This is a genomic window from Paenibacillus sp. VCA1, assembly GCF_031583795.1.
GTDB lineage: Bacteria > Bacillota > Bacilli > Paenibacillales > Paenibacillaceae > Paenibacillus_AQ > Paenibacillus_AQ albilobatus.
The window spans coordinates 26823-51064 of the sequence record NZ_JAVLSX010000012.1 but is presented as its reverse complement, the minus strand read 5'-3'; the positions used below and the strand labels follow the sequence as shown (position 1 = coordinate 51064).

The following is a 24242-nucleotide window of genomic DNA, read 5'->3' as shown; positions in this document are numbered from 1 at the left end:
TAAATATCCTAAGGGGGAATGACGACATGCTGCACGCGTCGCCGTCTTCTTTTCAAATACTGCCCTCGCTGGCGAAAATCGTATGCGAGCCGGGATGGAAATGGCAGAAACGCGAAAAAGCGTTGGAAAACTACGATTTATTTTATGTATGGAGCGGCGAAGGGACGGTGATCCGGAACGACGAGCCGTTTGAGGTCGGCAAAGGCAGCTGCTTTTTGTTCAGGCCGGGGGACCATACGAGCGCGACCCATAATCCGCAAAAGCCGCTTGTGTTAACCTACAGCCACTTCAGGATCAACGAGCCGGTAAGCGACATTCCGCAGCCTTATCGAAGGCTCACGGATACCGTCGATTTCGAATATATGCTGTCCCGGTACGTCAGGTTGTTTTTGGTGAATACGTTCGCCGCGCAGGAGGAAGGGCAGCTCATCCTGAAGCAGCTCATGATCCATCTGCTGCGGCATGACCGCGAGCAGCCGGAGGAGAAGAAGGTAAGCAACCAGCTAACCGAGGTCATCCACGAAATCGCGAATTACGTTCAGCAGCATCCCGGCAAACCCCATCGGGTCGAAGATCTTGCCGCCCGTGCGGGTTTGTCGCCGCGCTATTTTTCGATCAAGTTCAAGGAGCTGATCGGGACGCCGGTGCAATCCTATATCATCCGGACGCGGATCGAACGCGCGCAGCATCTGCTGCTTCACGCGGGCATGAACGTGACGGAGGTGGCGGATGCCCTCGGGTACCGCGATATCTTTTTCTTCAGCAGGCAGTTCAAGCAATATACGGGGAAAAAACCTTCCGAAATCCGTTGAATCCTATTTTCCGGACCCATAGGGATTTCCGAAGGGACAGGCTTCGTAGCGGGTGAAGACAAAGCAATAGTAAAATGGCGGGCAGTCATGAGGACTGCGCCGCCGTTTTTTATAATATCAGCATGTATAAATTACAGAGCCATTTCTTCCTGATATTGCAAGAAAAACTACCTTTAAGCGCGGTCTGTCTTCTTAGGAAGTACGTCGATAGACGTTTTTCTTATATGAAGGCCAGTAAAGGCAAAACCCGCTTCGGTCCGAAAGGGCATTGCGATAATATTTCGAATTCGAAGCGCCCGGTATGCTATGCTAGCAGTATGGGATGTTGCTTGCATCTTGACCAGGCAAAACAGAAAATGAAGGGGGCGGTATCTATGAACGAAGCTTTTCAGGCGGATACGGAAGACAGCAGAAGACTATTGCTCGTTCAGGCGGAAGCGGCTTTAACGGCTGCTCTCGAGCAATACGACATTCATGAAAAAGAGCTGGATTTCATCCAGGTATCGGAGCATGTGACCTATAAAATCGAAGACGAAACGGGAAGGCGGTATTTGCTCCGCGTCCATCCCGGATCGGCGTCTTCAGCCGAAACCGTTTCGGAAATGGAGTGGCTTGCCTATTTGGCCGAAGAAGAAGGCATCGGGGCGCCGTTAGGCGTCAAAAACCGCGAAGGCTCTTACGTAACCGAGGTGGAGACGGGACGGGGGCAAAGCTGGAAGGTTTCGGTGCTGCGCTGGGTGGAAGGCGATCATCGGGAAGGAAACTTCACCGAAAGCCAGCTTCTGCAAATGGGCGGGTTGTTGGCCCGGATGCACCGGGCAGCGCGGAAATTTCAGGTTCCGGAAGGTTTTGTCCGTCCGGTCTGGGATGAGCAGGCGTTCGCCCAAGAAGCGGCCAGGCTCAAACAGCATTACCGGAGCTTTCTGACGCCGGACGAACACGGCGTGTATGAGCAGGCCGCGGCCAAGGTGACGGCCCATATGGCGGGAATGCCAAGGGATGACGAACGTTTTGGCATCATCCACGGCGATTTTCATGAGGGAAATCTCGTTTTCAAGGACGGGGAGCCTTATCCGATCGATTTCGGACGCTGCGGCTACGGTTATTTTTTGTACGATTTGGCGCAGGCATTTATCGGCCTCTACCCGATGCAGCGGCAGGTGTTTCTTGAAGGATACGAGCGTTTGCTGCCCGTTTCCGGCGAGCCGGACGACATCCGCGTGCTTGAAACCTTTTTTATCAAATCGCTGATCGAAAACCAAAGCTATCATGCCCCGCATCCATGGGAAGCGGCCGAGCTGCGGGAGAGCAAGCCTTATTCATTGGCGCTCCTTCGCCATTATTTGGACCGGAAGCCGTTTCTGTTTCAAGCGATTCCCGTATAAGGCGGTGGAATAGTGAACACATGGCAAGGGAACCCGGTCGCTCTCGTGACCGGAAGCTCAAGCGGCTTCGGCCTGCTGATCTCGGTCGAGCTTGCAAGACGGGGGTTCGACGTCATTGCGGGCATCCGGAGGATGGAGGCGGAAGCCGTAGTGATGGAAGCGGCTGCGCAAGCGGGCGTACAAGGGAAAATCCATTGCATTCGACTGGACGTCACCGAGAACGACGACGTCACAGAGGCGGCTGCGCTCATATTCAGGCGGCACGGGCGTCTGGACGTGCTGGTTAATAATGCCGGAACGGCATACGGAGGTTTTGTGGAGGAGGTTCCCGCCCGGATTTGGCAGGAGCAGATGGAAACCAATTTTCACGGGATGGTGCGCGTGACGCAGGCCGTGCTGCCGATCATGCGGGAGCACGGCAATGGGCGCATTATTCAGATCAGCAGCATCAGCGGCCGCGTCGGATTTCCCGGATATGCCCCTTACGCGTCTTCCAAGTTTGCTTTGGAAGGGTTCAGCGAATGCCTTGCGCTTGAGGCAAGGCCGTTTGGAATCGATGTCGTGCTGGTAGAGCCCGGAGCCTACGGCACCCCGATTTGGGACAAGGGCTTCACGCAAATGAGCGCGGCGAAGGGGTCGCCCTATCAATCCATGCTGGAAAAGGTGCTGGCGTTTTCACAAAAAAGCGTACGACAAGGAGGCGACCCGAGAGAGGTTGCCAAACTCGTTGCGCATATTGCCTGCATGAAACGTCCGGCGTTCCGGTACGCGCTTCCGCGCAGTACCCGGCTGACGCTTCATGCCAAAGCGCTGCTGCCGGGGCGCTTGTTCCAAAACATCATCGCTTCGGTGCTCAAGCGGCCGTGACAGCGGTTATGGGTTGTTGGAGCGGGGCGCCGGGGCATGCAGCGTGCCGAGAAGCTGGCCCATTCGCACCTGGTCTCCGGGCTTCAGGTCCGCCCGCGGCGTAAAGGTTCCGTCCTGGGTGAGGAGCACGACCGTCGACCCGAATTCGAAGTAGGCCAGATCGTCGCCGTTGTTCCAGCGGGACACGCTTTCGTCGTTGTACCGGATGCTGCTTACGTTCATGGCGCCTACCTTAACGACGGCCACCTCTCCGTATTCCCCGGCGATGTAGGTAATCAGCCGCTCGTTGCGGCACAGCACCGTTTTCATTCGGGTCATGCCGAACTCGTTGACCGGATAGGCGCGGCCTTTAATATGCTCGCTTTCCGTACGCACGCCCGTAATAGGGGAATGGATGCGGTGGTAATCGGTCGGGCTTAAATACAGCACAAAAAAATAACCGTGCTTGTAGAGCTCCAAATGCGGAGAAAAATGAAGCAGCTCCGCCACGGAATAATCCTGGCCTTTTACGTTCAAAATCGTTCCCGCGCTGATGTCGCCCATCGCGGTGATTTTGGCATCCACCGGGCTCGTCAGTACGTTCGGGCCTTCATCCACCGGGCGCATGCCCGGCTTCAGCCGGCGCGAAAAAAACTCGTTCAGCGTCCGGTATTCGTGAATTTCTTTTTCGGCCTCGTGAGCCGGAATTTGATAGCTTTTTATGAATAAAGGGATGACGCTTTTGCTGAGCCTGCTGTGGGAAAAGCGTCCCATCAATGCGGAAAGCCACTTTCTTGAGGAGAGCTCCGTCATCAGCCTTAACCATTCTTTTGCCATGCTATTTCTCCCTTCGGATGATGCTAAGTCGATTTATAGAGTTAACGTTCGCGGCCGCCTTTTGGTTTCATCGGATTTAGCGGCCGGATCCGAATGCCGCAGCATACTATTTTTGGAACACTCTGAAATATATTGACATAGAATAGCGGTTAAATCAATCAATAACGACCAAAATGGGGGGCGATCGGCGGAAGCAACGGGACTGCCGGAAGCCTAAATATTTCAGGATTTTGCAAAATTCGATTCCTCCCGCTCCCTGGTCCAATATATCGGCGAACGAAAACGTTTCGCTCTATATATTGCCGGTTGAAAGTCGCTCTTTGGATTTTTGTCTCATCCTTATTTAAATTTTTTTGTTGCCAATCGATTCGGAATTGGTGTATTTTGGAACCAGGATACGGATGATGCGCTTTTGTGTTTTTATGAAATGCGATCCGTTACATATGGGATGCGGGAGCTTGAGTGAATCAGGCTGAGATTGCAGCTGTATCCGCTGCTGACCGGGAATCTGATCTGGATAATGCCAGCGTAGAGAATTCGCGATGAAGCCCTTTTCGGGCTTATTTAACCGTCTCTCTTTGCGATCCAGGGCGGTTTTTTTCGTGCCTGTTCATGCAAATTCCCGCCGATTCAAAAACAAAAGAGGGGGAAACAGGATGGATCATGTTTTGCTTGCGGAAAAAAGGAAGGGGCTGCGGCTGAGCGACCTGCTGGTCACGGTGCTTCTGTCGCTTGTGCTTGGCGTCGTGTATCATTTTTGGAGTTCGGTGTATGACTTGTTTAAGCCGCTGTTTTTTCAGGCGGATGAGCTGGTTTACGGCGTCTGGTTTTTGGCTCCGACGCTCGCCATGCTGCTGATCCGCAAACCAGGCGTCGCCATTTTGGCAGAGGTTGCGGCGGCTCATGTGGAAATATTGTTCGGCAGCGAATGGGGCATTCAGCTGGTGCTGTACAGCATCGTGCAGGGGCTTGCCGCGGAGCTTGTTTTTGCCGTGATGCGCTACCGCAGCTTCAAGATGGGAACGGCGGCGTTTGCGGGAGCGGCGGCGGCGCTTGGTTCATTCGCGGTCGACATTTATTTCGGCTACGTGACGGACTATACGCTCGGCATGATGCTGTTCAAATATGCGCTGCGGATCGTCAGCTCCGCGGTTTTGGCGGGATATTTGGCGTTTGCCCTGGCTAAGGCGCTGGAAGCGACCGGCGTGACGCAGCTTCTGCGGCCCGTGACCAAAAAAGATTACGAAGCGCTTGAACATGATTGAACATCGCGAGACGTTTGAAACGGAGACCGTCGCGGGCGTAAGCATGCTTAGGCTGAAATTTCCGGGCGAGCAAACTTTTGTGTTTAAGGATTTGTCCCTTTCGGTTCGCCGCGGCGAAAAGGTGCTGCTGCTCGGCCCGAGCGGCTGCGGCAAATCGACGCTGCTGCAGGTGCTGGGAGGGCTCATTCCGCACGTAATCGAGGTTCCGCTCAAAGCGGACGGCATCGTGGCGCCGCAGTCCGGAGGATACGTTTTTCAGGACCCGGATACCCAGTTTTGCATGCCGTATGTCGATGAAGAGCTGGCGTTTGTTTTGGAAAACCGCGGTATCCGGCGTGAGCGGATGCTTCCCGAAATGCGGCGGGTTCTTGCGGCGGTCGGCCTGAACCCCGATCAGCTGCATGTGCCGGTAGACAGCCTGTCCCAGGGCATGAAGCAGCGGTTGGCGCTGGCATCCGTGCTGCTGCTTGAACCTGACGTTATTTTTCTGGATGAACCGTCCGCTTTGCTGGATCCCGAAGGAAGGAAACAAATGTGGGAGGCCGTCTGGGAATCGGCGGAAGGACGTACCTTAATCGTCGTGGAGCACCGGATTGAGGAGATCGCGGACCGGATGGACCGGATCATATTGTTTGCTCCGGACGGAGGCGTCATCGGCGACGGCAGCCCCGAATGGATATTCCGTACTTTCCGGCGTGAACTGCGGCAATACGGCATATGGTATCCGGGCGTGTGGGAGGACTTTTTTCGGATGCTTGAAACGAGGCGGGACGAAGCGGAAAAAACCGTTGTGCCTGAAAATCCGGCTCCGCTTCTCTCGCTGCGGCAATTCACGGGATTCCGCGCCGGCCGGCCTGTAGTTCATGCAGAGTCGGCGCAGATTTATCCCGGCGATTTTATCGCCATTGTCGGCCCGAACGGCGCCGGAAAAAGCTCGTTTTTGCTGAGTCTGATGTCGCTGCTGCCGATCCGCGGGGAGTATCAGCTGTGCGGAGAAGCGATGCCGGAAACGGAGGGCGCCTCCAGGAGGGAAAGAAAAAAGGCTCATCCCCCTTCGGACCGGATCGGATACGTGTTTCAAAATCCTGAATTTCAGTTTGTTGCGGACACGGTGCTGGAGGAGGCGGCTTTTTCCTTGAAGACGGGCAGATTGACGTGCGACGAGAACAGGCTGGCCGAAGAGAAAGCGCGCGATTTTCTGCGTTTTTTCCATTTGGAAGGGCTTGAATGCCGCCATCCGTACCAGCTTTCCACCGGCCAGAAACGGAGGCTCAGCATGGCTGCGGCCGTTATGCGGGGGCAACCGATCCTTTTGCTGGATGAACCGACCTTTGGACAGGATGCGCGCAATACGTTTGCGATACTCGATTACTGCCTGAATATGCAGGAAAAAGGGGCCGCCATCGTGATGGTAACCCATGAAGAGGACATCGCCCGGCAGGTGGCCACGAGGGTATGGGAGGTACGGAACGGCGCGGTGATCGAACGACCTGCGGTCGAATCCAAGCGGACGGAAAGGCGGGTGGGCACATGATCGAGCTTCTGACGCCTACCCGACAAACGGTTTTGGCTCGCGCCAATCCCGCCGTAAAACTCGCCGTGTTTATTGTGTTGTTTTTGGTTACGGTAATGACGCGGGACATTGATTTTGCGGTTTATCAGGCTGCGGCTTATACCGCACTTTTGTTTATGCTCGGCGGGTATCCGGCCCGGAAAACGCTGCTGCTTGTCCTGCCGTTTGGCCTGCTGTTTGTATCCTCCTCCGCGACGATGATCCTGTTCGGTAAGGGCGATACGTTATGGTGGCAATGGGGAATGCTGCGCGTTACGGCAGAAAGCTTCTACCGCGGGCTGCACCTGGGTTTCCGCTCGATCGCGTTTGCGGCGGAGGGGTTGCTGTTTGCCGGCACGACCCCTTCCGTCAAACTTTTTTACGCGCTGATGCAAAATTTCAGGCTCGCTCCGCGGTTTGCATACAGCTTTATGGCTTCGATCCGGCTGCTGCCGATGGTATGGGAGGAGTTTCTCATCCGCAGGCAGGCGCTTCAGGTTCGCGGCGTTAAGGTGAAAGGACGCGGTCTTCGGGGTGTGGCGGAGCATGTCCGGCTGTACGCCGTACCGCTTCTGTCGCAAGGCATCCGCCGTGCCCACCGGGTTGCCGTCGCGATGGAAGCGAAGCGCTTTAACGGTGGAGGCGGTAGAACCTACTACTACCCATCCAACGTTTCCTGGGCGGACGGAGCGGCCATCCTGATGCTTGTTTTCGCTCTATGCGCCGCTTATGCCGCCGCGGCCGTTTTCCCGTGGTTCGGCATCGCGGATGTCCGCTACCATTCCTAAAAATGACGGAAGACAACGGGCATCAGCTGCCGAGGAGGAAGCGGGCATAGGCCATAGGCTTGCGGTACGTTTCCTTCCAAATCTCGTTTAGTCCGGCCTTGCGGAAGCCGTAACGCTGGTCGCGCCCGTTGCATTCGATGAAATAAGGTTTCCCCGTTTTCGCAAGGCCGATGTCGAGCCCGAAATCGGCGGCCATGGGGAGATGCTGCCCCAATTTTTCGGCGATCCGGAGCGCGAGATGACGGACTTCCGACAGGATCGCTTCCGGCGACAAGCGAGGAAGGCTTTCGCTCAGGACGGTTTCCGCGGGAAAAGCTTTTCCTCCCTGCGCCATATTGGACACAAAGGTGCGGGAGGGGGCGGCCTTGGCGTATATGCCCGTTATTTCCCATTGCCCGCTGATGCCCCGCTGCACGGTGACGCGCAAATCATACGGCCGGTCCTTGTATTCCGCCAGGGCGATGCGCTCCTGGACGAGATACGGAACGCGGCCTACTCGGTTTCGCAGAGCCTGGGGCAGCTTGTTTTGGCGAAGGGTTACCGTTTTCCAGCCATAATACCTGCCGCTTGGCGAATAAGTCAGCTTCCAGGCCGTTCCCGTGCGGCGAAGCCGCCATATGCCGCGGCCGACGCTGCCGGTGCAGGGCTTCATAACCAAATCGTTGTAATGCCGCATCATGTCCGCGATGGACAAAGGTGCGGCTATTTGCGTTTTCGGGAGATGAGTCGCAAGCAGCGGGTCTTGTTTCAGCAGCTGGTGGATCTCATCTTTGCCGTATCGGTTAAAAGCGTTGAAAATAAGGTAACCTTGGCTGAGCAGCCGTTCGATTTTGTGACGGGAGCCCACGTCCATATAAATGGCCCGGTTATGAATGACGCGCGGAATCGGCATGCGCTCGAGCGTCCAGGCATGCCCCTTAAGCACGTAGGCGCTGCACTGTCCGCTGTCCAAGTCAAGATCCTGAAGCTGGACGTAGCAGGGGATCAACCCATAAATGCGAGCGGCCTCCTCATAGTTGGAAAGGGACTCCTGCCCGGTTCTTCCCTGCGGAATCCCCCGGTGCATGGCCGCATTCAACAGAATTCCGACATAAGAAAACCACACATTTCATCCCTCCTGTTCCCGATATAGTCATGGCGCAAACCGCTGTCCATGCCGAATGTTCCCTTGTCAAACGCCGTACAATTACGCTTCGGGGGTTGGTATAGTTTATGCCGCTGTTTTCGTGTAAGCAAGGGGCGTTTGTCCATCCATGTCCCGCCTATTTTTGCCCCTTGGTTCCGCCGGTTTGTCACCGTTCCCCCCAGCAACTGTATAGGCTGGAAATGAAACGGGTTCTCTTTGGAACACGCATTATTTTTTTCTTTCGGATCAAGTACTTTAAAACCTTGGGCGAGGTGGTAGCCGAAAGATGCAGAAGCAAAAAGCCGCAGTGGTGACGCCGGGTTCGTTTTATATCCCGTCGGGCCGGAGCAGTTCGGTCGAACGGGTGGTGGAACAAATGGTCCCTTTGGTTCCCGACGGTTTCGACATACGGATTTACGGGGGTCGCGAGCCGGGCCGCCCGGTTATCGGGGCGATCGACGGCGGGATCCCCGTGCATCGCCTTCCGGATGGAGCGCGGTATGCTCCAAGCGTCGTCGCGGCCCTTCAGGCGTGGAAGCCCGGGGTGATCGACGTACAAAACCGTCCCGCTTTGGCCGGCAGAATCAAGGAGGTTTTGCCGGAAAGCAAAGTGGTATCGTCCATCCATTCCCTCACCTATATTTCGCCGCCGTACATGGGACAAGAGACCGCCGGCCGGATTTTGCGGCAGTTGGACCGGCTCGTCGTCAACAGCAAGTATTTGAAGCTTGAAATCGCCGCACGTCATCCCGCGCTCCGGGAAATGATCAGTGTCAATCCGCTTGGCGTCAAATTGGCGGATTTTACGCCGCGCTGGAGTCCGGCCTCCGAGGCGCTGCGGGAATCCAAGCTGAAGGACAGGGGATGGCAGGGAAGGCGGATCGTCATGTATGCCGGGAGGCTGCTGCCGATCAAGGGAGTACATCATCTGCTTTCCTCCCTGCCGGAGCTGGTGCGTGCCGTTCCGGGCGTGATGGTGCTGATCGTCGGAAGCCCTTATTACCGCTCGGGTCGTCCCCATTCGTATGAACGATACCTTCACGAACTGGCAAAACCTTTTCCCGATCATGTTACCTTCATTCCTTTCGTCCCGTATCCGGCTGTTTCGTATTGGTATCATTTGGCCGACGTTGTCGTCGTCCCATCCGCGGAGGGTGAATCTTTCGGTTTGGTGAACGTGGAGGCGATGGCGTCGGCGGTTCCGGTCGTCGCTTCCGATGCGGGGGGCATACCGGAAATCGTGGAGGACGGAAAAACCGGAATCGTGCTGCCGCAGTCTTCTTTGGGATCCGCGCTCGGACCTGCGATCATCCGCCCTTCTGAACGAAAAACGGCTGCGGCAATCGTTAGGGGAGGCGGGGCGGCTGCGGGCAGCCCGCTGTTTCAACTGGCAGCAGACGGCCGCGAGATGGCACGGGATGATGCAAAAGCTCGCTTCGCTGTGACAAAGGCCTAGTCCGCCGCATATGATGCCAAAGGATGATACGGCCAGGAAGGGAGCGAGGGGTTTTGAAAAAGAAGGGTAAAAAACAACCCGACAGAAACGTCAGCCGCCTTTATTTCGTTGATAATCCGGATATGCACGAATTAGATATGATTGCAAAAGAAAAAGCGGAATCAGCGATAAAAAATCAGAAAATACCTGCCCAGATCAAATCGGTAGCCGCAAACGCAATGCCGGAGCCGCCGATCGCTGAACAGCAGGAGTCAAACGTGGCCGTGCAGCCGGAGAAAGACGTCGACGTGCAGCCCGAATCGCCGTTTACCGTGCAGCCGAAGGCAGCGATTGAGGAAGCGGTTGGGGAAGCAGGGCAAGAAATGGTTGCCGTCACGGAAACGTTAACGGTAACGGAGGAAAAGGAGGAAAAGGAGGAATGTCCTCTTGAGCCGCAGGAGACGGCTCAGGAACGGATCGAGGAAAAGAAGCTGCCGGATGCTTCGCAGCCTTTCATTTATACGGAAGATTTAAGCGACGGTGCCATCGTCACTTCCAAAATCGCCTTCGGCGCGGTCGATTCGTCCAGATTAAAATCCGGTGCAGTAGACGGGAAAGCGATCGCAGATTATGCCGTGACCCATGTTCATTTGGCGGAAGGCTCGGTAACGGCCTCCAAAATCGCCGCATTTTCGGTCATGGAAGAACATTTGGCGGACGGCGCGTTCAGCGGAAGCAAGATCAGGGACCACTCGATCGGTGGGGAAAAACTCCGCGCCGGAAGCATATCTTCCGATAAGCTTCAGGATCGGGCGATCGCCTCGGAAAAGATCGCCGACGGCTCCATCAAATCGCGTCATTTGTCAGAACTCGTCATTACCAGCGAGTTGATACAGGAAGAAGCGATCATTGAAAGCAAAATTGCCGGCTCAAGCATCCAACCCCGCCATCTTGCGAGCGGCGCGGTGGATACGTCGAAGCTGGCGGATGGAGCGGTGACGGCTTCGAAAATCCGCAACGGCGGCATTACCGGGGAAAAAATCAAAGAGCGCACGCTCGGAGGCACCCACATTCGCGAGGGATCGCTGACGGGAGAACTGCTGGCTGAAGGCACGATCGGAAGCGGGCAAATCGCCCCCGGCAGCATCGGTCCCGTTCAGCTGGCCGAAGGATCCATTACGACGAGCCATATCCAGCAAGGCGCCGTCAACGGTAAAAGCATAGCGCCGTCAGCCGTCAGCAGTATCCATTATGCGGAAGGAAGCATCGACGGCTCGCATATCGGAGAGGGCGAAATTACCGCTCTTCACATCGCTGACCGCAGCATCGGTTCCTCCAAGCTGGAGGAGCAATCCGTCAGCACGGCCCATATCGTCGATCAGGCCGTCACATCATCCAAAATCGCCGATCAAAGCATACTGCCGAGCAAAATCGCGAGCGAAGCGGTCCAATCCCGTCATTTGGCTCAAGGAGCCGTGCAGGAAGCGCAGATTGCGCCGGGGGCGGTTGCCGGAGGGCACATTCGCCAGGGAGCCGTCAGTCGGGCCCATTTGGCAGACAACAGCATAGAGTCGAGGCATTTGCAGCAGGCCTCCGTTCAACGCATCCATATCGGAGAAGATGCTGTAGAACAAAAACACATTATGGAAAAAGCGGTTGGAGAAGAGCAGCTGCAGTCCGCTTCCGTTACGGCGGAGAAGCTGGCCGATGGGAGCGTTACCGCCAGCAAGCTGGCCCAAAGTTCCGTAGGAGGGGCATCCGTAGCGGCGGACGGCATCGGGGCCGAGCATATTCGCGCAGGGGCGGTTGGCGGCCGGCATCTTGCGAGGCTGAGCGTGGAATCCGGCGCCATTGCGGATGAAGCCGTTCAATCCCGCCACATCGAAGCAGGGGCAATTTCGGCCGTGCATCTGCAGCCCGGCATCGTCGGCACGGATATCCTCGGAAAAGATTCGGTCACTTCCGACCGTATCGCGGCCGGCAGCCTCCAGTCGAGACATCTGAATCCGGCGATCGTGACCCATGTCCATCTCGCCGATCATGCGGTAACCTCACTAAAACTGTCGCCTGAAAGCATCGCAACGGATAAAATTCAGGATTTGGCCATCACGGCCGACAAGCTGGCGGATGGCAGCATCCTTTCCTCTAAAATCCGGCAAGGAGCCGTCAGCGGAGGACATTTGGCTGAAAACAGCGTGGAATCGAAACATCTGCAGCAGGCTTCCGTTCAGGGCAGCCATCTAGCAGAACATGCCGTGGAACAAAAACACCTTGCTAAAGGAATCGTCGGGGCGGTGCAACTTCAGCCCGCTTCCGTTACCGCAGAGAAGCTGGCGGATGGGAGCGTTACCGCAAGCAAGCTGGCGCCGCGTTCCGTCGGAGGGGAAACCGTCACAGCGGAAAGCATAAGCAGCGAACATATCCGTACAGGGGCAGTCGACAGCCGGCATCTCGCCGAACAGAGCGTAGGATCGGGCGCCATTGCGGATGAAGTCATACGATCCCGCCATATCGGCGCAGGGGCTATTTCATCCGAGCATTTGCAGCCTGGAATCGTCGGCACGGATATCCTTAAAACGGATTCGGTCACTTCGGACCGCTTGGCGGCAGGCAGCGTTCAAACGAAACATCTGAACCCGGCCATCGTGACCCATGTTCATCTCGCCGATCAAGCGGTAACTTCGCTCAAGCTGTCTCCTGAAAGCGTCGCAACCGACAAAATTCAGGATTTGGCCGTTACGTCAGGCAAGCTGGCAGACGGCAGCGTCCTTTCTTCCAAAATCGCAAAAGGTGCGGTCGGCAGGGAACATGTGGCCGAGGGAGCGGTCCATTCCTCGGCAATCGAGGATGGCGCGGTCGGGTTCCGGCATATGGCGCCGGGTGCCGTAGGCTCTGAGCAGTTGCGGCCGGGAATCGTGCAGGAAAGCCATCTTAGCGCCGGAGCCGTCGGCACGGAAGCGATCAAAAGCGGCTCCGTCACCTCGTGGCATCTGGCCGCCGAGTCGGTAGGAAGCGTGAATCTGCAGCAGGAGGCGGTCCGCTCAATCCATCTTCATGAAAAAAGCGTTCAGGAAAGACATATCGCCCCGGATGCAATCGTTTCTCGCCATTTGGCTGCGAAATCGGTCGGTGCGGAGCAACTGCAGAAAGGTTGCATCGGCGCGGAACACCTGAACGAAGGTTCCATATTTGGCGGGGCCATTCAGGACGGCGCCATCACGCGAAGCAAGCTTGCTTTCGAATCGGTCGGCAGCCATCAGCTGACGGCGGATGCGGTTACCGCCGCTCATCTTCAGGCAGGTGCCGTACAAGAGCAGCATTTGGCGAGTGAAGCCGTACATTCCGCCCATTTGGCTGCGGATAGCATCGACGACCGCCATCTTCGGGACGGAATCATAGCGAAACGGCATTTGGCCAACGGAGCTGTCTCTGCGGAAGCATTGCAGGAAGAATCCGTAACGGCAGATAAAATTGCGCCGGGTTCGATCGGAAATAAGCATATCCTTCCGGAATCCGTAGCTTCGGATCAGCTGAAGGAACACTCGGTTCAAAAACGGCATCTCGCTCCGGGCGCAGTGGACTATATGCATTTGGCCGCCGAATCGGTCGGCGAAGACCAGCTGCAAACCGGCATTGTCGGGGAACGGCATCTTGTCAGCGGGGCCGTAAGCACGGAAGCGTTGGGCCCGCAGTCGGTAACATCCGATAAACTTGCGGAGTCTTCGGTGGGCAGCGTCCATATTCAGGCCGGCGCGATCGGAGCCCGTCACCTCGCTCCAGGCGCCTTGCACGGCGAAGCTATTCAGGACGGTTCGATCCAATCGGCCAAAATCGCCCCCGGCGCGATTCTGGGCACGCACATTCAGCCGGAAACGGTCCGTTCGCTTCATCTGCAGTCCGAGAGCATCCAAGATTGGCATTTGCAGCAAGAAGCGGTGGGCAGTCGCCATCTACAAGCAGGCGCCGTACAGGAGCAGCATTTGGCCGACGAAGCCGTACATTCCGCCCATTTGGCTGCGGAAGCGGTGGGCAGCCGCCACCTTCAAGACGGAATCATCACGGAACGGCATCTGGCCGGCGGAGCGGTGAGCACCGAAGCTTTGTGCCGGGAGGCGGTAACCGCCGATAAGCTGGCGGAATCCTCGGTGGGCGGCAGCCATCTTCAATCCGGCGCGGTCGAAGCCCGTCACCTCGTTCCCGGAGCCGTCCATGAAGAAGTACTCCGCGACGGTGCCGTCCATGCGGCCAAGGTAGCCCCCAACGCGATCGGCAGCACGCATATTCAGCCGCAATCGATCCTTCCGCTCCATTTGCAGGCCGAGAGCATCCAGGGGGATCATTTGCAGCCGGAAGCGGTGGGCAGCCGTCACCTTCAAGACGGAATCATCACGGAGCGGCATCTGGCCGACGGAGCGGTGAGCACGGAAGCTCTGGGCCAGGGGGCGGTAACCGCCGGTAAACTGGCGGAAGCCTCGGTCGGCGGCAGCCATATCCAGTCCGGTTCAATCGGAGCCCGTCACCTCGTTCCCGGAGCCGTCCATGAAGAAGCGCTCCGCGACGGTGCCGTTCATGCGGCCAAAGTGGCGCCAAGCGCGATCGGCAGCACCCATTTGGCGGATGAAGCCGTGCATTCCGCCCACTTGGCCGCAGAGGCCGTCGGCAGCGGACATCTTCAAGACGGAAGCGTAACAGATCGCCATCTGGCTAGCGGCGCCGTATCGGGAGAGGCTTTGCAGGCGGAAGCCGTGACGGCGGATAAAATAGCCCCCGGCTCGATCCGAAGCGAGCATCTGCTTCCGGAATCCGTATCTTCGGCCCAGCTTCAGGAAGAGTCGGTTCAAACATGGCATCTGGCCCCGGGCGCGGTAGACCATTTGCATTTGGCGCCCGAATCGGTCGGCGAAGACCAGCTGCAGCCGGGCATCGTCGGAGAACGGCATCTGGCCGGCGGAGCGGTGAGCACCGAAGCTTTGGGCCGGGAGGCGGTAACCGCCGATAAGCTGGCGGAATCCTCGGTGGGCGGCAGCCATATCCAGTCCGGCGCGGTCGAAGCCCGTCACCTCGTTCCCGGAGCCGTCCATGCAGAAGCGCTCCGCGACGGTGCCGTACAAGAGGCCAAAGTGGCCCCCAATGCGATCGGCAGCGCGCATATTCAGCCGCAGTCGATCCTTCCCATGCATCTGCAAGCCGAGAGCATCCAGGAATGGCATTTGCAGCCGGAAGCGGTAGGCGGCAGCCACCTTCAAGACGGAAGCATCACGGAGCGGCATCTGGCCAGCGGAGCGGTGAGCACGGAAGCCTTGGGCCAGGAAGCGGTAACCGCCGATAAGCTGGCGGAATCCTCGGTGGGCGGTAGCCATATCCAGTCCGGCGCGGTCGAAGCCCGTCACCTCGTTCCCGGAGCGGTCCATGAAGAAGCGCTCCGCGACGGTGCCGTTCATGCGGCGAAAGTGGCGCCAAACGCGATCGGCAGCACGCATATTCAGCCGCAATCGATCCTGCCGCATCATCTGCAGGCCGAAAGCATCCAGGAATGGCATTTGCAGCCGGATCTGGTAGGCAGCTATCACCTTCAAGCAGGCGCCGTACAAGAGCAGCATTTGGCGGATGAAGCCGTGCATTCCGCCCATTTGGCCGCAGAGGCCGTCGGCAGCGGACATCTTCAAGACGGAAGCGTAACAGAGCGCCATCTGGCTAGCGGCGCCGTATCGGGAGAGGCTTTGCAGGCGGAAGCCGTGACGGCGGATAAAATAGCCCCCGGCTCGATCCGAAGCGAGCATCTGCTTCCGGAATCCGTATCTTCGGCCCAGCTTCAGGAACAGTCGGTGCAAACATGGCATCTGGCCCCCGGGGCGGTAGACCATTTGCATTTGGCGCCCGAATCGGTCGGCGAAGACCAGCTGCAGCCGGGCATCGTCGGAGAACGGCATCTGGCCGGCGGAGCGGTAAGCACCGAAGCTTTGGGCCGGGAGGCGGTAACCGCCGATAAGCTGGCGGAATCCTCGGTGGGCGGCAGCCATATCCAGTCCGGCGCGGTCGAAGCCCGTCACCTCGTTCCCGGAGCCGTCCATGCAGAAGCACTCCGCGACGGTGCCGTACAAGAGGCCAAAGTGGCCCCCAATGCGATCGGCAGCGCGCATATTCAACCGCAGTCGATCCTTCCCATGCATCTGCAAGCCGAGAGCATCCAGGAATGGCATTTGCAGCCGGAAGCGGTAGGCGGCAGCCACCTTCAAGACGGAAGCATCACGGAGCGGCATTTGGCCAGCGGAGCGGTAAGCACGGAAGCCTTGGGCCAGGAAGCGGTAACCGCCGATAAGCTGGCGGAATTCTCGGTAGGCAGCAGCCATATCCAGTCCGGCGCGATCGGAGCCCGTCACCTCGTTCCCGGAGCCGTCCATGGAGAAGCGCTCCGCGACGGTGCCGTCCATGCGGCAAAAGTGGCCCCCAACGCGATCGGCAGCACGCATATTCAGCCGCAATCGATCCTGCCGCATCATCTGCAGGCCGAAAGCATCCAGGAATGGCATTTGCAGCCTGGAGCCGTCGGCGGGCAGCATATTCAAAACCAATCCGTGGAAGGGAGACATTTGGCCGATCAATCGGTGACGATATCCCATCTGGCATTTGCACCGGTAAGAAGCGCCTCGCGCCAGCCGACCGTACAGCAGTGCGGGATGACCGCTTTCCGCATCGGAGAAGGAGAAACGCAGGTCGAAGTTCCGATTCTGCTGCAAGAGCCGTACCCGGGCAACCAATACGTCATCGTGGCCATGTGCAACCATCCCGATTTTTATGCCGTCCTCAAAACCCAGAGGGAGGATATAGCGTTCATTGAAGTGGTAAGACGCCAAAACGGTGCCGAAACGTTCGGTTTCCTCTCTTGGATTGCCGTTGGCATCGCTCTGACGTAACCGTTCTAAAGCAGGAGTTATCTTCATACGAGCCGGATCAAGGCCGATCACGCCTTGGTCCGGCTCTTTTTGTTGTCCGGGACTCGGGCAGCCGGCGATCCGATAAGCGGCGGAAGCCGAAGCGACATGCACAAACGCCGCTTCCGCTCATCCGACAGCCGCATACGATACTCAAGGAATATCCGTCGACTCGGAACAGGGGGGGAATTATGGCCCGCATGCGCAAGCCATTTCGAAACATGCGAACATCAAGACATCCAAGGCGCGGAGATCGCAATCGCGGCCCGGCAAAATTTTTAATGCGGAGGACAGGCGGGTGCCCGGTCGTATCGGTCATTATTCCCGCAATGAACGAGGAAAGGACGGTCGGCCATGTGATTCGGGCTGCCCGGCAGGTTCATGAATCCAGCGAAGTCATCGTCGTGGCTAATGGCTGTACCGACCGTACGGAAAAGATCGCGGCAGCGATGGGGGCGCGCGTGCTCCACTACGACGAGCCGCTCGGGCATGACGCCGGCCGGACCATAGGTGCCGAGGCCGCTTTGGGTCAAGTGCTGCTGTTCGTCGATGCCGATATGAAAATCGGCAGCGCGGATCTGAAGCCGTTCGTATCCGCAGTACTGAACGGAACCGACGTCGCGCTTAACCGTTACAACGGGCCGGTCCGCCGCCGCCAGCCGCATCCTGTCGTTTTAGCCAAGCATGCGCTTAATACGTTTTTGCACCGCTCCGATTTGTCAGGGGCCTCGATGACCTCCGTTCCGCATGCGATCAGCCGCAAAGCGGCGGATTGCATCGGCGCCGGCCTTCTTTCCGTCCCCCCGCTTGCCCAAGCGATCGCCGTTCGTTCCGGTTTGAACGTCGCAGCCGTTCACGAAGTCCCGGTTGGCAAGCTGAACCGGCGCAGGGTGAAGCATAACGGAACGGATTTGCTGCAGCAGGTCGTGATCGACGACCATTTGCGGGCGATGGAATGGTATTTATCCGATACGGATCCAAGAGCCGGGTTCAGCGATTTGTTCCGGGACAGAAACAGGGTGGGAAGGTGAGAAGGAATGAGCGCCACAAAAAGGGGACGCGGCACAAAGCACGGGCATAGCCACCGGCGGATCCGCCGCGTGGGAAGGAAACGCCCGGCAATGAAAAGCCAACAACGTTCATCCGTTTCTCGAGGCGGCGTCAGGAGTGATCCTTGGCTGCGCCGCGCGACCAGCGCCGGATGGAAGGCCGGAGAGGCCGCGCGCCCGGATGCCGGAGCGTCGCGGACGCATCTTTCCGGGCTTCAGCAATCCTTTGTGGACTGGATGAACGCAAGCATACAGCAAAGGCCGGGTTATGCCCGGATGAAACGATTGTCGGAAGCTTACGTGCAGGGTTACTCTCTGGCTTCGGGGAGCAAAGAGAACGGCATACCGCTTCTGCTGAAGGGAAGCGCGGCCGCCGTCGTTTGCGTGAGCAATGAAGAAGGCACCATCCATGCGGTGCTCGGCGAGCTGGAACGGCTGCCGCTCCGGCAAATCATCGTCGTACTGAACGGATGTACGGACCTCAGCTACTCGCTCGTTCGGGAGCACCGCTCGGTGACGGCCGTTTATTATCCGGAGCCGCTCGGGCACGATGTGGGCAGAAGCATCGGCGCCAAGTTAGCCGAAGCGGACATCGTGTTGTTCTGCGACGGGGATTTGGCCATTGCCGCCGAAGACTTGGCGCCCTTTTTATATGCGGCGGACGGAGGTTGCGACGTCGCTTTGAACGATCTGAACGGTTTTCTGCCGCTGTTTGCCGCCCAGGATGAAGTGACGCGTTGCAAAAGCTTCTTGAATGCATCGCTTTCCCGGAGCGATCTGGGCGCAAACTCCATGACGGCCGTGCCGCATGCCTTATCCGGCCGCTTTATCCGGGAAACGGATCCGGGCCTTTTGTCCGTGCCGCCGAAAGCGCAAGCCGTGGCCGTGCTTGAGGGTTACCGGGTAGAGGCGGTGCACGCCGTCGACGTCTTTACGGGCAACCGGAAGCGAAAAGGGAACACGGGCAAGGGAAACAGCGTCGCCGCCATGATTGTCGGCGATCATGCGGAAGCGATAGGCGAAATATTGAAACGCAGGGGAATTTCGGCCATGCGAACCTCCTTGTCCCGCAAGGACATCGCGATGCGGAGGAATGCGGTATGAACGGGCAAGCAGCGCTGACCAGCATCATTATCCCGACGTTTAACGGGCTGCCGTTGCTCGCGTCATGCATCGAATCCATCCGCCGATATACCGACGTTCCTTACGAAATCGTCGTCGTGGACAATGCTTCCACCGACGGCACGGATGAGTATTGCGCGAGGGAAGGCATCGTTTTCGCATCCCTGCCGGGAAACGAGGGATTTCCCAAAGCTTGCAATGTCGGATTTAAGGTGGCGCGGGGAGATTATCTCCTGCTGCTTAACAATGACGTGACCGTGACGAAAAACTGGCTCGGCAATTTGCTGGCGGCCGCAGAGAGCAGCCCGGACGTCGGACTGGTCGGGCCGGTGACCAACGCCGCGAGCGGAATCCAAAAGGTGGAGCTGTCCTTCCGGGACCTGCCGGAATTCCAGCGGATCGCCGCCGCCAATAACCGTTCGGATCCCGCGCGGTGGCTCGAAGTGAAGCGATTGATCGGCATGTGCATGCTGTTGAAAAGGGCGGCGCTGAACCGTATCGGCTTTTTCGACGAAGCGTTTTCCCCAGGCCACTACGAGGATGACGATTACTGCCACCGGGCCCGGCTGGCGGGCTATCGCCTGCTGCTATGCAGGGACGTGCTCGTCTATCACCGGGGAAGCGCCAGCTTCAGTCGGTCGGAGCCGGAAAAGCTGCAGGCCTTGATCGACAGAAATCACCGTTTATTTATGGAAAAGTGGCATTTTGATCCTCGACAGTTTATCGAAGAGCATAAAAAGTGAACCCGAAGGAGGAGAAGTGCAGTGAAAGGCGTCGTTTTGGCAGGCGGGACAGGAACGAGATTGTATCCGCTGACCCGGCTGATCAACAAGCATTTGCTTCCTGTAGGGAAGTACCCGATGATCCTGTACGGGATCGAAAGGCTTCGCCAGGCGGAGATTACCGATATTTTGATGGTGATCGGCAAGCAGTCCGCCGGCTTGTATACCGACTTTTTGGGCAGCGGCAAGGAATTCGGCGTCAATCTTACCTACCGGATTCAGGAAGAGGCGGGCGGCATCGCCGAAGCGCTCGAGTTGGCACGGGGATTTGTAGCCGAAGGGGAACGGTTCGTCGTGCTGCTCGGCGACAATTTGTTCATGGATGATTTGAAGCCTTTCGCCGACAGCTTTGTTCGCCAGCCTGAAGGAACGGCCAAAGTGCTCCTGAAGCAGGTGAAGGATGCGCGGCGTTACGGCGTTCCCGTCTTCGACGGGAAAAAACAGGGACGGATCGCCAAAATCGAAGAAAAGCCGGCGGTTCCCAAGTCCTCTTATTGCGTTACCGGAATATACATGTACGATACCGCCGTATTCGACATCATTTCGCAGATCCATCCCTCGGAACGCGGCGAGCTTGAAATTACGGATGTGAATAACATGTATGCGGCGGAAGGAAGACTCGAATACGACATCCTCGAAAAATGGTGGAGCGACGCAGGCACCTTCGAATCGCTGCACGAAGCCGGCCGGCGCATGAAGGGAGTGATCCCATGACACGGCTATTTCGTCACACGGCAGCCTTCGTTCCGTTACGGAAGAAGGCTGCCGTTGTCAGTAGCCCCAAAAAGGCAAAGCAGGCAATCGGCGGCGGAATTTTATCCGGGCTGCGTTCGGCAAGACGCGGGGAACGGAGACGCAAGCCGTGGAGAAAAACGCAGTCCAGCCGCCGGAGACGCGTGACCGGATTCCCCGGAACGGCAGCGCCGTACCGTCGGAAGACCTCTAGGGAAGAACCGGCGGAAATCCGGGATTTGGCCGCTGAGAGCAGGGAAGAGACGGCCTATGCAAAGGGATACGACGAGGGATACAGGACGGGAGCCGCGGCCGGGGCGGAAGAGGAAGTGGCTTCACTGCTCCCGCCTTATACGATTTTGCCCGACGTATCCGCCAAAGAGGTGATGCAGGCGGGGCTGCAGGGGTATTTGCACCGGCTTAAACCGCTGATGAAGCCGGAAGAGGTCTATCGCCGCCTGGAGCAATCATTGGCGGCCGGGCAACCGCTGTCGGTAGTCCGGCTGGGGGACGGCGAGCTGCTCGCTTTGGCGCATGACGCCGTGCTTCCGCTGGAGCAATCATTGGCGGCCGGGCCGTTCCTTCCAACCGCCGGCATCACCCTTCCCGACCACGATGCGCGGGAACGGCTGGTTGAAGCGGTCCGTGGAGCGGACGTCATCGGAATCCCGACATCGCGGCTGCCTACGTATCAAGGGCTGCTGTTCCCGGTTCTTCGCCATTTCGGCATCAGCCACGAAACGCTTAATTTTACCGTGTCGACCATAAATTACGCGCTCCACGAGCAAAAACTGCTTCAGCAGCTGCTGCAGGGGCGTCAAGTGCTCGTCATCGGCAACAAGGCGGTGCCCTTGGCGAACGTTCTTTCCGCTTCGGGGGTGCATGTCGCCGGGGCGATTGCCCCCGTCAACGGGTTCGGGGACATATCGCGCGTGCTTGCGGAGGCGGCGAGCCATGCGTTTGACATCGCATTGGTTGCCGGCGGCATTCCGGCGGTGGTCATTTGCAGGAACATTGCTGCGGAGCTTGGGAAAGTGGCGCTTGATTTCGGCCATTTGGCCGATAAGCTCATTTCTGGCGAGCTGACCTACGACTAGAACGGATCGCGACGGGCAGGACGCATGTCCTTCGCTTCCGGCGAACGAACAGCATACATGCAAGGAGGGTTGCGCATGAAAAGATCAGGAAACGGCCGCGGGCAGGATGCCGCCATGCGTTACAGGGCCGGGTTCGAACGCGGGTATGAACAGGGGCTTGCGAGGGGCAGCGAAACGTTCGGACAGCCGTTCCACGGCACGAGCATCGTTATTCCAAGCTATAATCAGGCGGATTATCTGGCGCGCTGCATCGAAAGCATCGAACATCACACGGCCGAACCTTACGAAATCATCGTCGTGGACAATGGCTCGACCGACGGGACAGAGGACTATCTGGAAAAAAGGATCGGACAGCTTCGATACAGGCGACTGGAAACGAACCGAGGATTTGCCGGCGGCGTCAATCACGGACTGATGATGGCCAAAGGCGATACCATCGTCATTTTGAATAACGACACGCTTGTGACAAACGGCTGGCTCACCCATATGCTGCGCTGCCTGCACAGCGATTCCCGGATCGGGGCTGTCGGGCCGGTTACGAATTATATCAGCGGCGAGCAGCAGATCGAGGTGCCCTACGAAACGGTGGAGCAAATGTGGAATTACGCGGATGCCTACAGCCGACCGGACCCATCCAAATGGAAGCAGACCGACAGGCTCGTCGGATTTTGCCTTCTGTTCCGAAGGGAGCTGCTGGAGCGGGTCGGTTATTTCGATGAAGGCTTCCGCATCGGGAATTACGAGGATGACGACTGGATCATCCGAATCCGTCTCTGCGGCCTGAAGCTGATTATTGCAGGGGACGCGTTTATCCATCATTTCGGCAGCGTCAGCATGAAAAGCCTGAGAAATGAAGAGTTCCAGACCGTTGAAGGACATAATGGGCAATATTATGCGGGAAAATGGGGCAATCCATACGCCTGGGTTGACCAGGCGCGGCAGCTGGGGTTTCGCGGCGGAACGGGCGGTGCGGATGTCGCCTTGTCCGGAACCCCCGCCGATCTGTTCCCTACCCAAGTGCTGGTTCAAGATCAAGGAGGGCGGCAGTACGTTCTCCATGAAGGGAGGAAATACCCGTGCAGCGGCCTGGAAGAAATGACCGGAATTCCACCCGTGGTGCTGTCCAGGCTTGATCTTCGCAGCATCCCGACGGCGGAGGCGGTTCGATCGGAGCAGGATATGCTGTCCCTGCTCCTGCCCGCCCCCGGCGGGCTGATCGACGGGCAAATCGTGAGCGGCGGCGACGGGATCGCCTATCAATATTGCAAAGGGGCGGTCCGGCCGTTTGTCTCCGATTATGCGTTGAAACGATGGAACCTGAAAGAAAGGGGCATCGTCCATATTCCGCCCGAGCAGCTGCGTTCCATCCCGCGCGGATTACCGCTGATTGCTCCTCCGGTGCTTGAGAACCCCGTGCTGTAATAATTTATTTCCAGCCCCGGGTTAGGCGTAACTGTATGTGGGCGGCCGGCATAGGATATAACAGGCAGAAGCGGATCAGGAGGGGCGGGCCTTCGCGGCTTTTCGCGCAACATTCTACAGGAGGAGTCGACCATGCAGAATAAAATTGATGAAATGTTAAGTCATATGTCTCATTCCCATCAACAGATCGCGAGAGTTCTGGATGCCGAACGGCAGACGGCCGTCCGGCTGTCCCAGATTATCCACGACCTGCCGGACGAGAATCCCGAATTTGACGGCATCAGCGGATTAATCGAGAACTCCGGGCAAATCAATAAAAGCATCATTGCCTATCTGGGGAGTATCGCGGATCTTCAGGAAGCGCTCGCGGAGACTCTGAATCATGTCGTGAAAGAGCTGGGCAGCCATGAGGAAGAGTAATTGGAGATATGATATGGGAGAGTGCTGCAGATGAGCAGGGAACAGGCTTTTTTGCATATGCTGGACGCCGCATCCAAAATTCAGTGGAACATTGCGATGATTTTGGAGGCCAAAGCCGTCGAGGCCGAGAAAGTCCGGAACTGGGCGATCAATCATTTAACGGCCGACGCCTTTGAGACGCATGATCATCAGCTTAACGAACCGCTGCAAATCCACGGTCAAATCGTCGAACTGCTCGAAGGTTTGACCAAACTCCAAAACGGGCTTTGCAGCAACTTGAAAGCCGTTATCGTTCAGGATGAAGGAGGCCTCGGGGAAGATGACGGCATGTTCGGCTCAGGTTTCGATCTGGGAGACATGGAAAAATGAGTCTTTTCGTTAGAGAACAGGAAGCCAAGCTGGAGCTGATCGCCTCCATCGCGCGCAGCCAGCAGGCGCTTGCCCGGATTCTCGGCAGCATCGCGGATATTTCCTCCCATTCGGAATTGTCCGCCCGAAGTTTGAGCGAAAATATCCGTCTCCTGACGCAGCATCAAGCCGTCATGTGCGAGATGCTGCAGGGTATCACATTATGCCAACCCCGCAGCGGTACTCCTGCGCCGCCCTGGTTAAACGCATCCCGACTGCCGCATGCATGATG

General features: G+C 57.6%; 19 protein-coding genes and 1 riboswitch. Of the genes, 17 read left to right on the top strand and 2 right to left on the bottom strand.

What is annotated here, in order from left to right; genetic code table 11:
• The first annotated feature begins 26 nt into the window (after window positions 1–26).
• The 3 genes from RJP21_RS24180 to RJP21_RS24170 all read left to right on the top strand — a co-directional run bounded on the left by RJP21_RS24180 (window position 27) and on the right by RJP21_RS24170 (window position 3064).
• Window positions 27–812, top strand: a complete 786-nt coding sequence (locus tag RJP21_RS24180) for an AraC family transcriptional regulator (RefSeq protein WP_160043840.1) — start codon at window positions 27–29, stop codon at window positions 810–812.
• Window positions 813–1186: 374 nt separating this feature from the next.
• Window positions 1187–2197 carry a phosphotransferase enzyme family protein gene (locus RJP21_RS24175; RefSeq protein ID WP_310861588.1) on the top strand — a complete coding sequence of 337 codons (1011 nt, stop codon included), beginning with the start codon at window positions 1187–1189 and terminating at the stop codon, window positions 2195–2197.
• Between the two features lie 12 nt (window positions 2198–2209).
• A complete protein-coding gene (locus RJP21_RS24170) occupies window positions 2210–3064 on the top strand; it encodes an SDR family oxidoreductase (protein ID WP_310861587.1) in 855 nt (284 codons plus the stop codon).
• 6 nt (window positions 3065–3070) lie between these two features.
• Here the strand turns inward: RJP21_RS24170 and asd are convergent, their stop codons facing one another.
• Window positions 3071–3880, bottom strand: a complete 810-nt coding sequence (gene asd, locus RJP21_RS24165) for an archaetidylserine decarboxylase (protein WP_160043843.1) — start codon at window positions 3878–3880, stop codon at window positions 3071–3073.
• 440 nt (window positions 3881–4320) lie between these two features.
• Window positions 4321–4432: riboswitch (TPP riboswitch) on the top strand.
• A 104-nt stretch (window positions 4433–4536) separates the two neighbouring features.
• Here asd and RJP21_RS24160 point away from each other — a divergent pair.
• Genes RJP21_RS24160 through RJP21_RS24150 form a run of 3 tightly spaced genes read left to right on the top strand, consistent with a single transcriptional unit; the run spans window position 4537 to window position 7485 of the window.
• Complete coding sequence (locus RJP21_RS24160; RefSeq protein ID WP_310861586.1) at window positions 4537–5145, top strand: ECF transporter S component; 609 nt, start codon at window positions 4537–4539, stop codon at window positions 5143–5145.
• Window positions 5138–6679: an ABC transporter ATP-binding protein gene (locus RJP21_RS24155; RefSeq protein ID WP_310861585.1), complete on the top strand. Its 1542-nt coding sequence runs from the start codon at window positions 5138–5140 to the stop codon at window positions 6677–6679. Before RJP21_RS24160 ends, RJP21_RS24155 begins: the two co-directional genes overlap by 8 nt.
• Complete coding sequence (locus RJP21_RS24150; protein ID WP_397386277.1) at window positions 6679–7485, top strand: energy-coupling factor transporter transmembrane component T family protein; 807 nt, start codon at window positions 6679–6681, stop codon at window positions 7483–7485. The genes RJP21_RS24155 and RJP21_RS24150 overlap by 1 nt, the downstream gene beginning before the upstream one ends.
• A gap of 22 nt (window positions 7486–7507) precedes the next feature.
• On the opposite strand, the gene RJP21_RS24145 is transcribed toward RJP21_RS24150, so the two are convergent.
• Window positions 7508–8590: a YheC/YheD family endospore coat-associated protein gene (locus tag RJP21_RS24145; protein ID WP_310861583.1), complete on the bottom strand. Its 1083-nt coding sequence runs from the start codon at window positions 8588–8590 to the stop codon at window positions 7508–7510.
• Between the two features lie 307 nt (window positions 8591–8897).
• Between RJP21_RS24145 and RJP21_RS24140 the strand changes: the two genes are divergently transcribed.
• The 11 genes from RJP21_RS24140 to RJP21_RS24090 all read left to right on the top strand — a co-directional run bounded on the left by RJP21_RS24140 (window position 8898) and on the right by RJP21_RS24090 (window position 24240).
• A complete protein-coding gene (locus RJP21_RS24140; protein ID WP_310861582.1) occupies window positions 8898–10067 on the top strand; it encodes a glycosyltransferase family 4 protein in 1170 nt (389 codons plus the stop codon).
• Between the two features lie 53 nt (window positions 10068–10120).
• Complete coding sequence (locus tag RJP21_RS24135; protein WP_310861581.1) at window positions 10121–16960, top strand: WIAG-tail domain; 6840 nt, start codon at window positions 10121–10123, stop codon at window positions 16958–16960.
• Between the two features lie 299 nt (window positions 16961–17259).
• On the top strand, window positions 17260–18009 hold the full coding sequence (locus RJP21_RS24130) for a glycosyltransferase family 2 protein (RefSeq protein ID WP_310861580.1): 750 nt from the start codon (window positions 17260–17262) through the stop codon (window positions 18007–18009).
• A gap of 90 nt (window positions 18010–18099) precedes the next feature.
• The gene (locus RJP21_RS24125; protein WP_310861579.1) at window positions 18100–19131 is read left to right on the top strand and encodes a glycosyltransferase family 2 protein; all 1032 of its coding nucleotides are present in this window, start codon (window positions 18100–18102) and stop codon (window positions 19129–19131) included.
• Complete coding sequence (locus RJP21_RS24120; RefSeq protein WP_310861578.1) at window positions 19128–19892, top strand: glycosyltransferase family 2 protein; 765 nt, start codon at window positions 19128–19130, stop codon at window positions 19890–19892. The genes RJP21_RS24125 and RJP21_RS24120 overlap by 4 nt, the downstream gene beginning before the upstream one ends.
• 21 nt (window positions 19893–19913) lie before the next feature.
• Window positions 19914–20645, top strand: a complete 732-nt coding sequence (locus RJP21_RS24115; RefSeq protein WP_310861577.1) for a sugar phosphate nucleotidyltransferase — start codon at window positions 19914–19916, stop codon at window positions 20643–20645.
• A complete protein-coding gene (locus RJP21_RS24110) occupies window positions 20642–21760 on the top strand; it encodes a GT-D fold domain-containing protein (protein ID WP_310861576.1) in 1119 nt (372 codons plus the stop codon). Before RJP21_RS24115 ends, RJP21_RS24110 begins: the two co-directional genes overlap by 4 nt.
• 75 nt (window positions 21761–21835) lie before the next feature.
• Window positions 21836–23182, top strand: coding sequence for a glycosyltransferase family 2 protein (locus RJP21_RS24105; RefSeq protein WP_310861575.1), 1347 nt, complete (start codon window positions 21836–21838; stop codon window positions 23180–23182).
• Between the two features lie 132 nt (window positions 23183–23314).
• Complete coding sequence (locus RJP21_RS24100) at window positions 23315–23602, top strand: nucleoside-diphosphate sugar epimerase (RefSeq protein WP_160043852.1); 288 nt, start codon at window positions 23315–23317, stop codon at window positions 23600–23602.
• Window positions 23603–23632: 30 nt separating this feature from the next.
• On the top strand, window positions 23633–23971 hold the full coding sequence (locus RJP21_RS24095) for an alpha-helical endospore appendage domain-containing protein (RefSeq protein ID WP_310861574.1): 339 nt from the start codon (window positions 23633–23635) through the stop codon (window positions 23969–23971).
• Entirely contained in the window at window positions 23968–24240 is a 273-nt protein-coding gene (locus RJP21_RS24090) for a hypothetical protein (protein WP_310861573.1), read from the top strand. The genes RJP21_RS24095 and RJP21_RS24090 overlap by 4 nt, the downstream gene beginning before the upstream one ends.
• Window positions 24241–24242 lie beyond the last annotated feature (2 nt).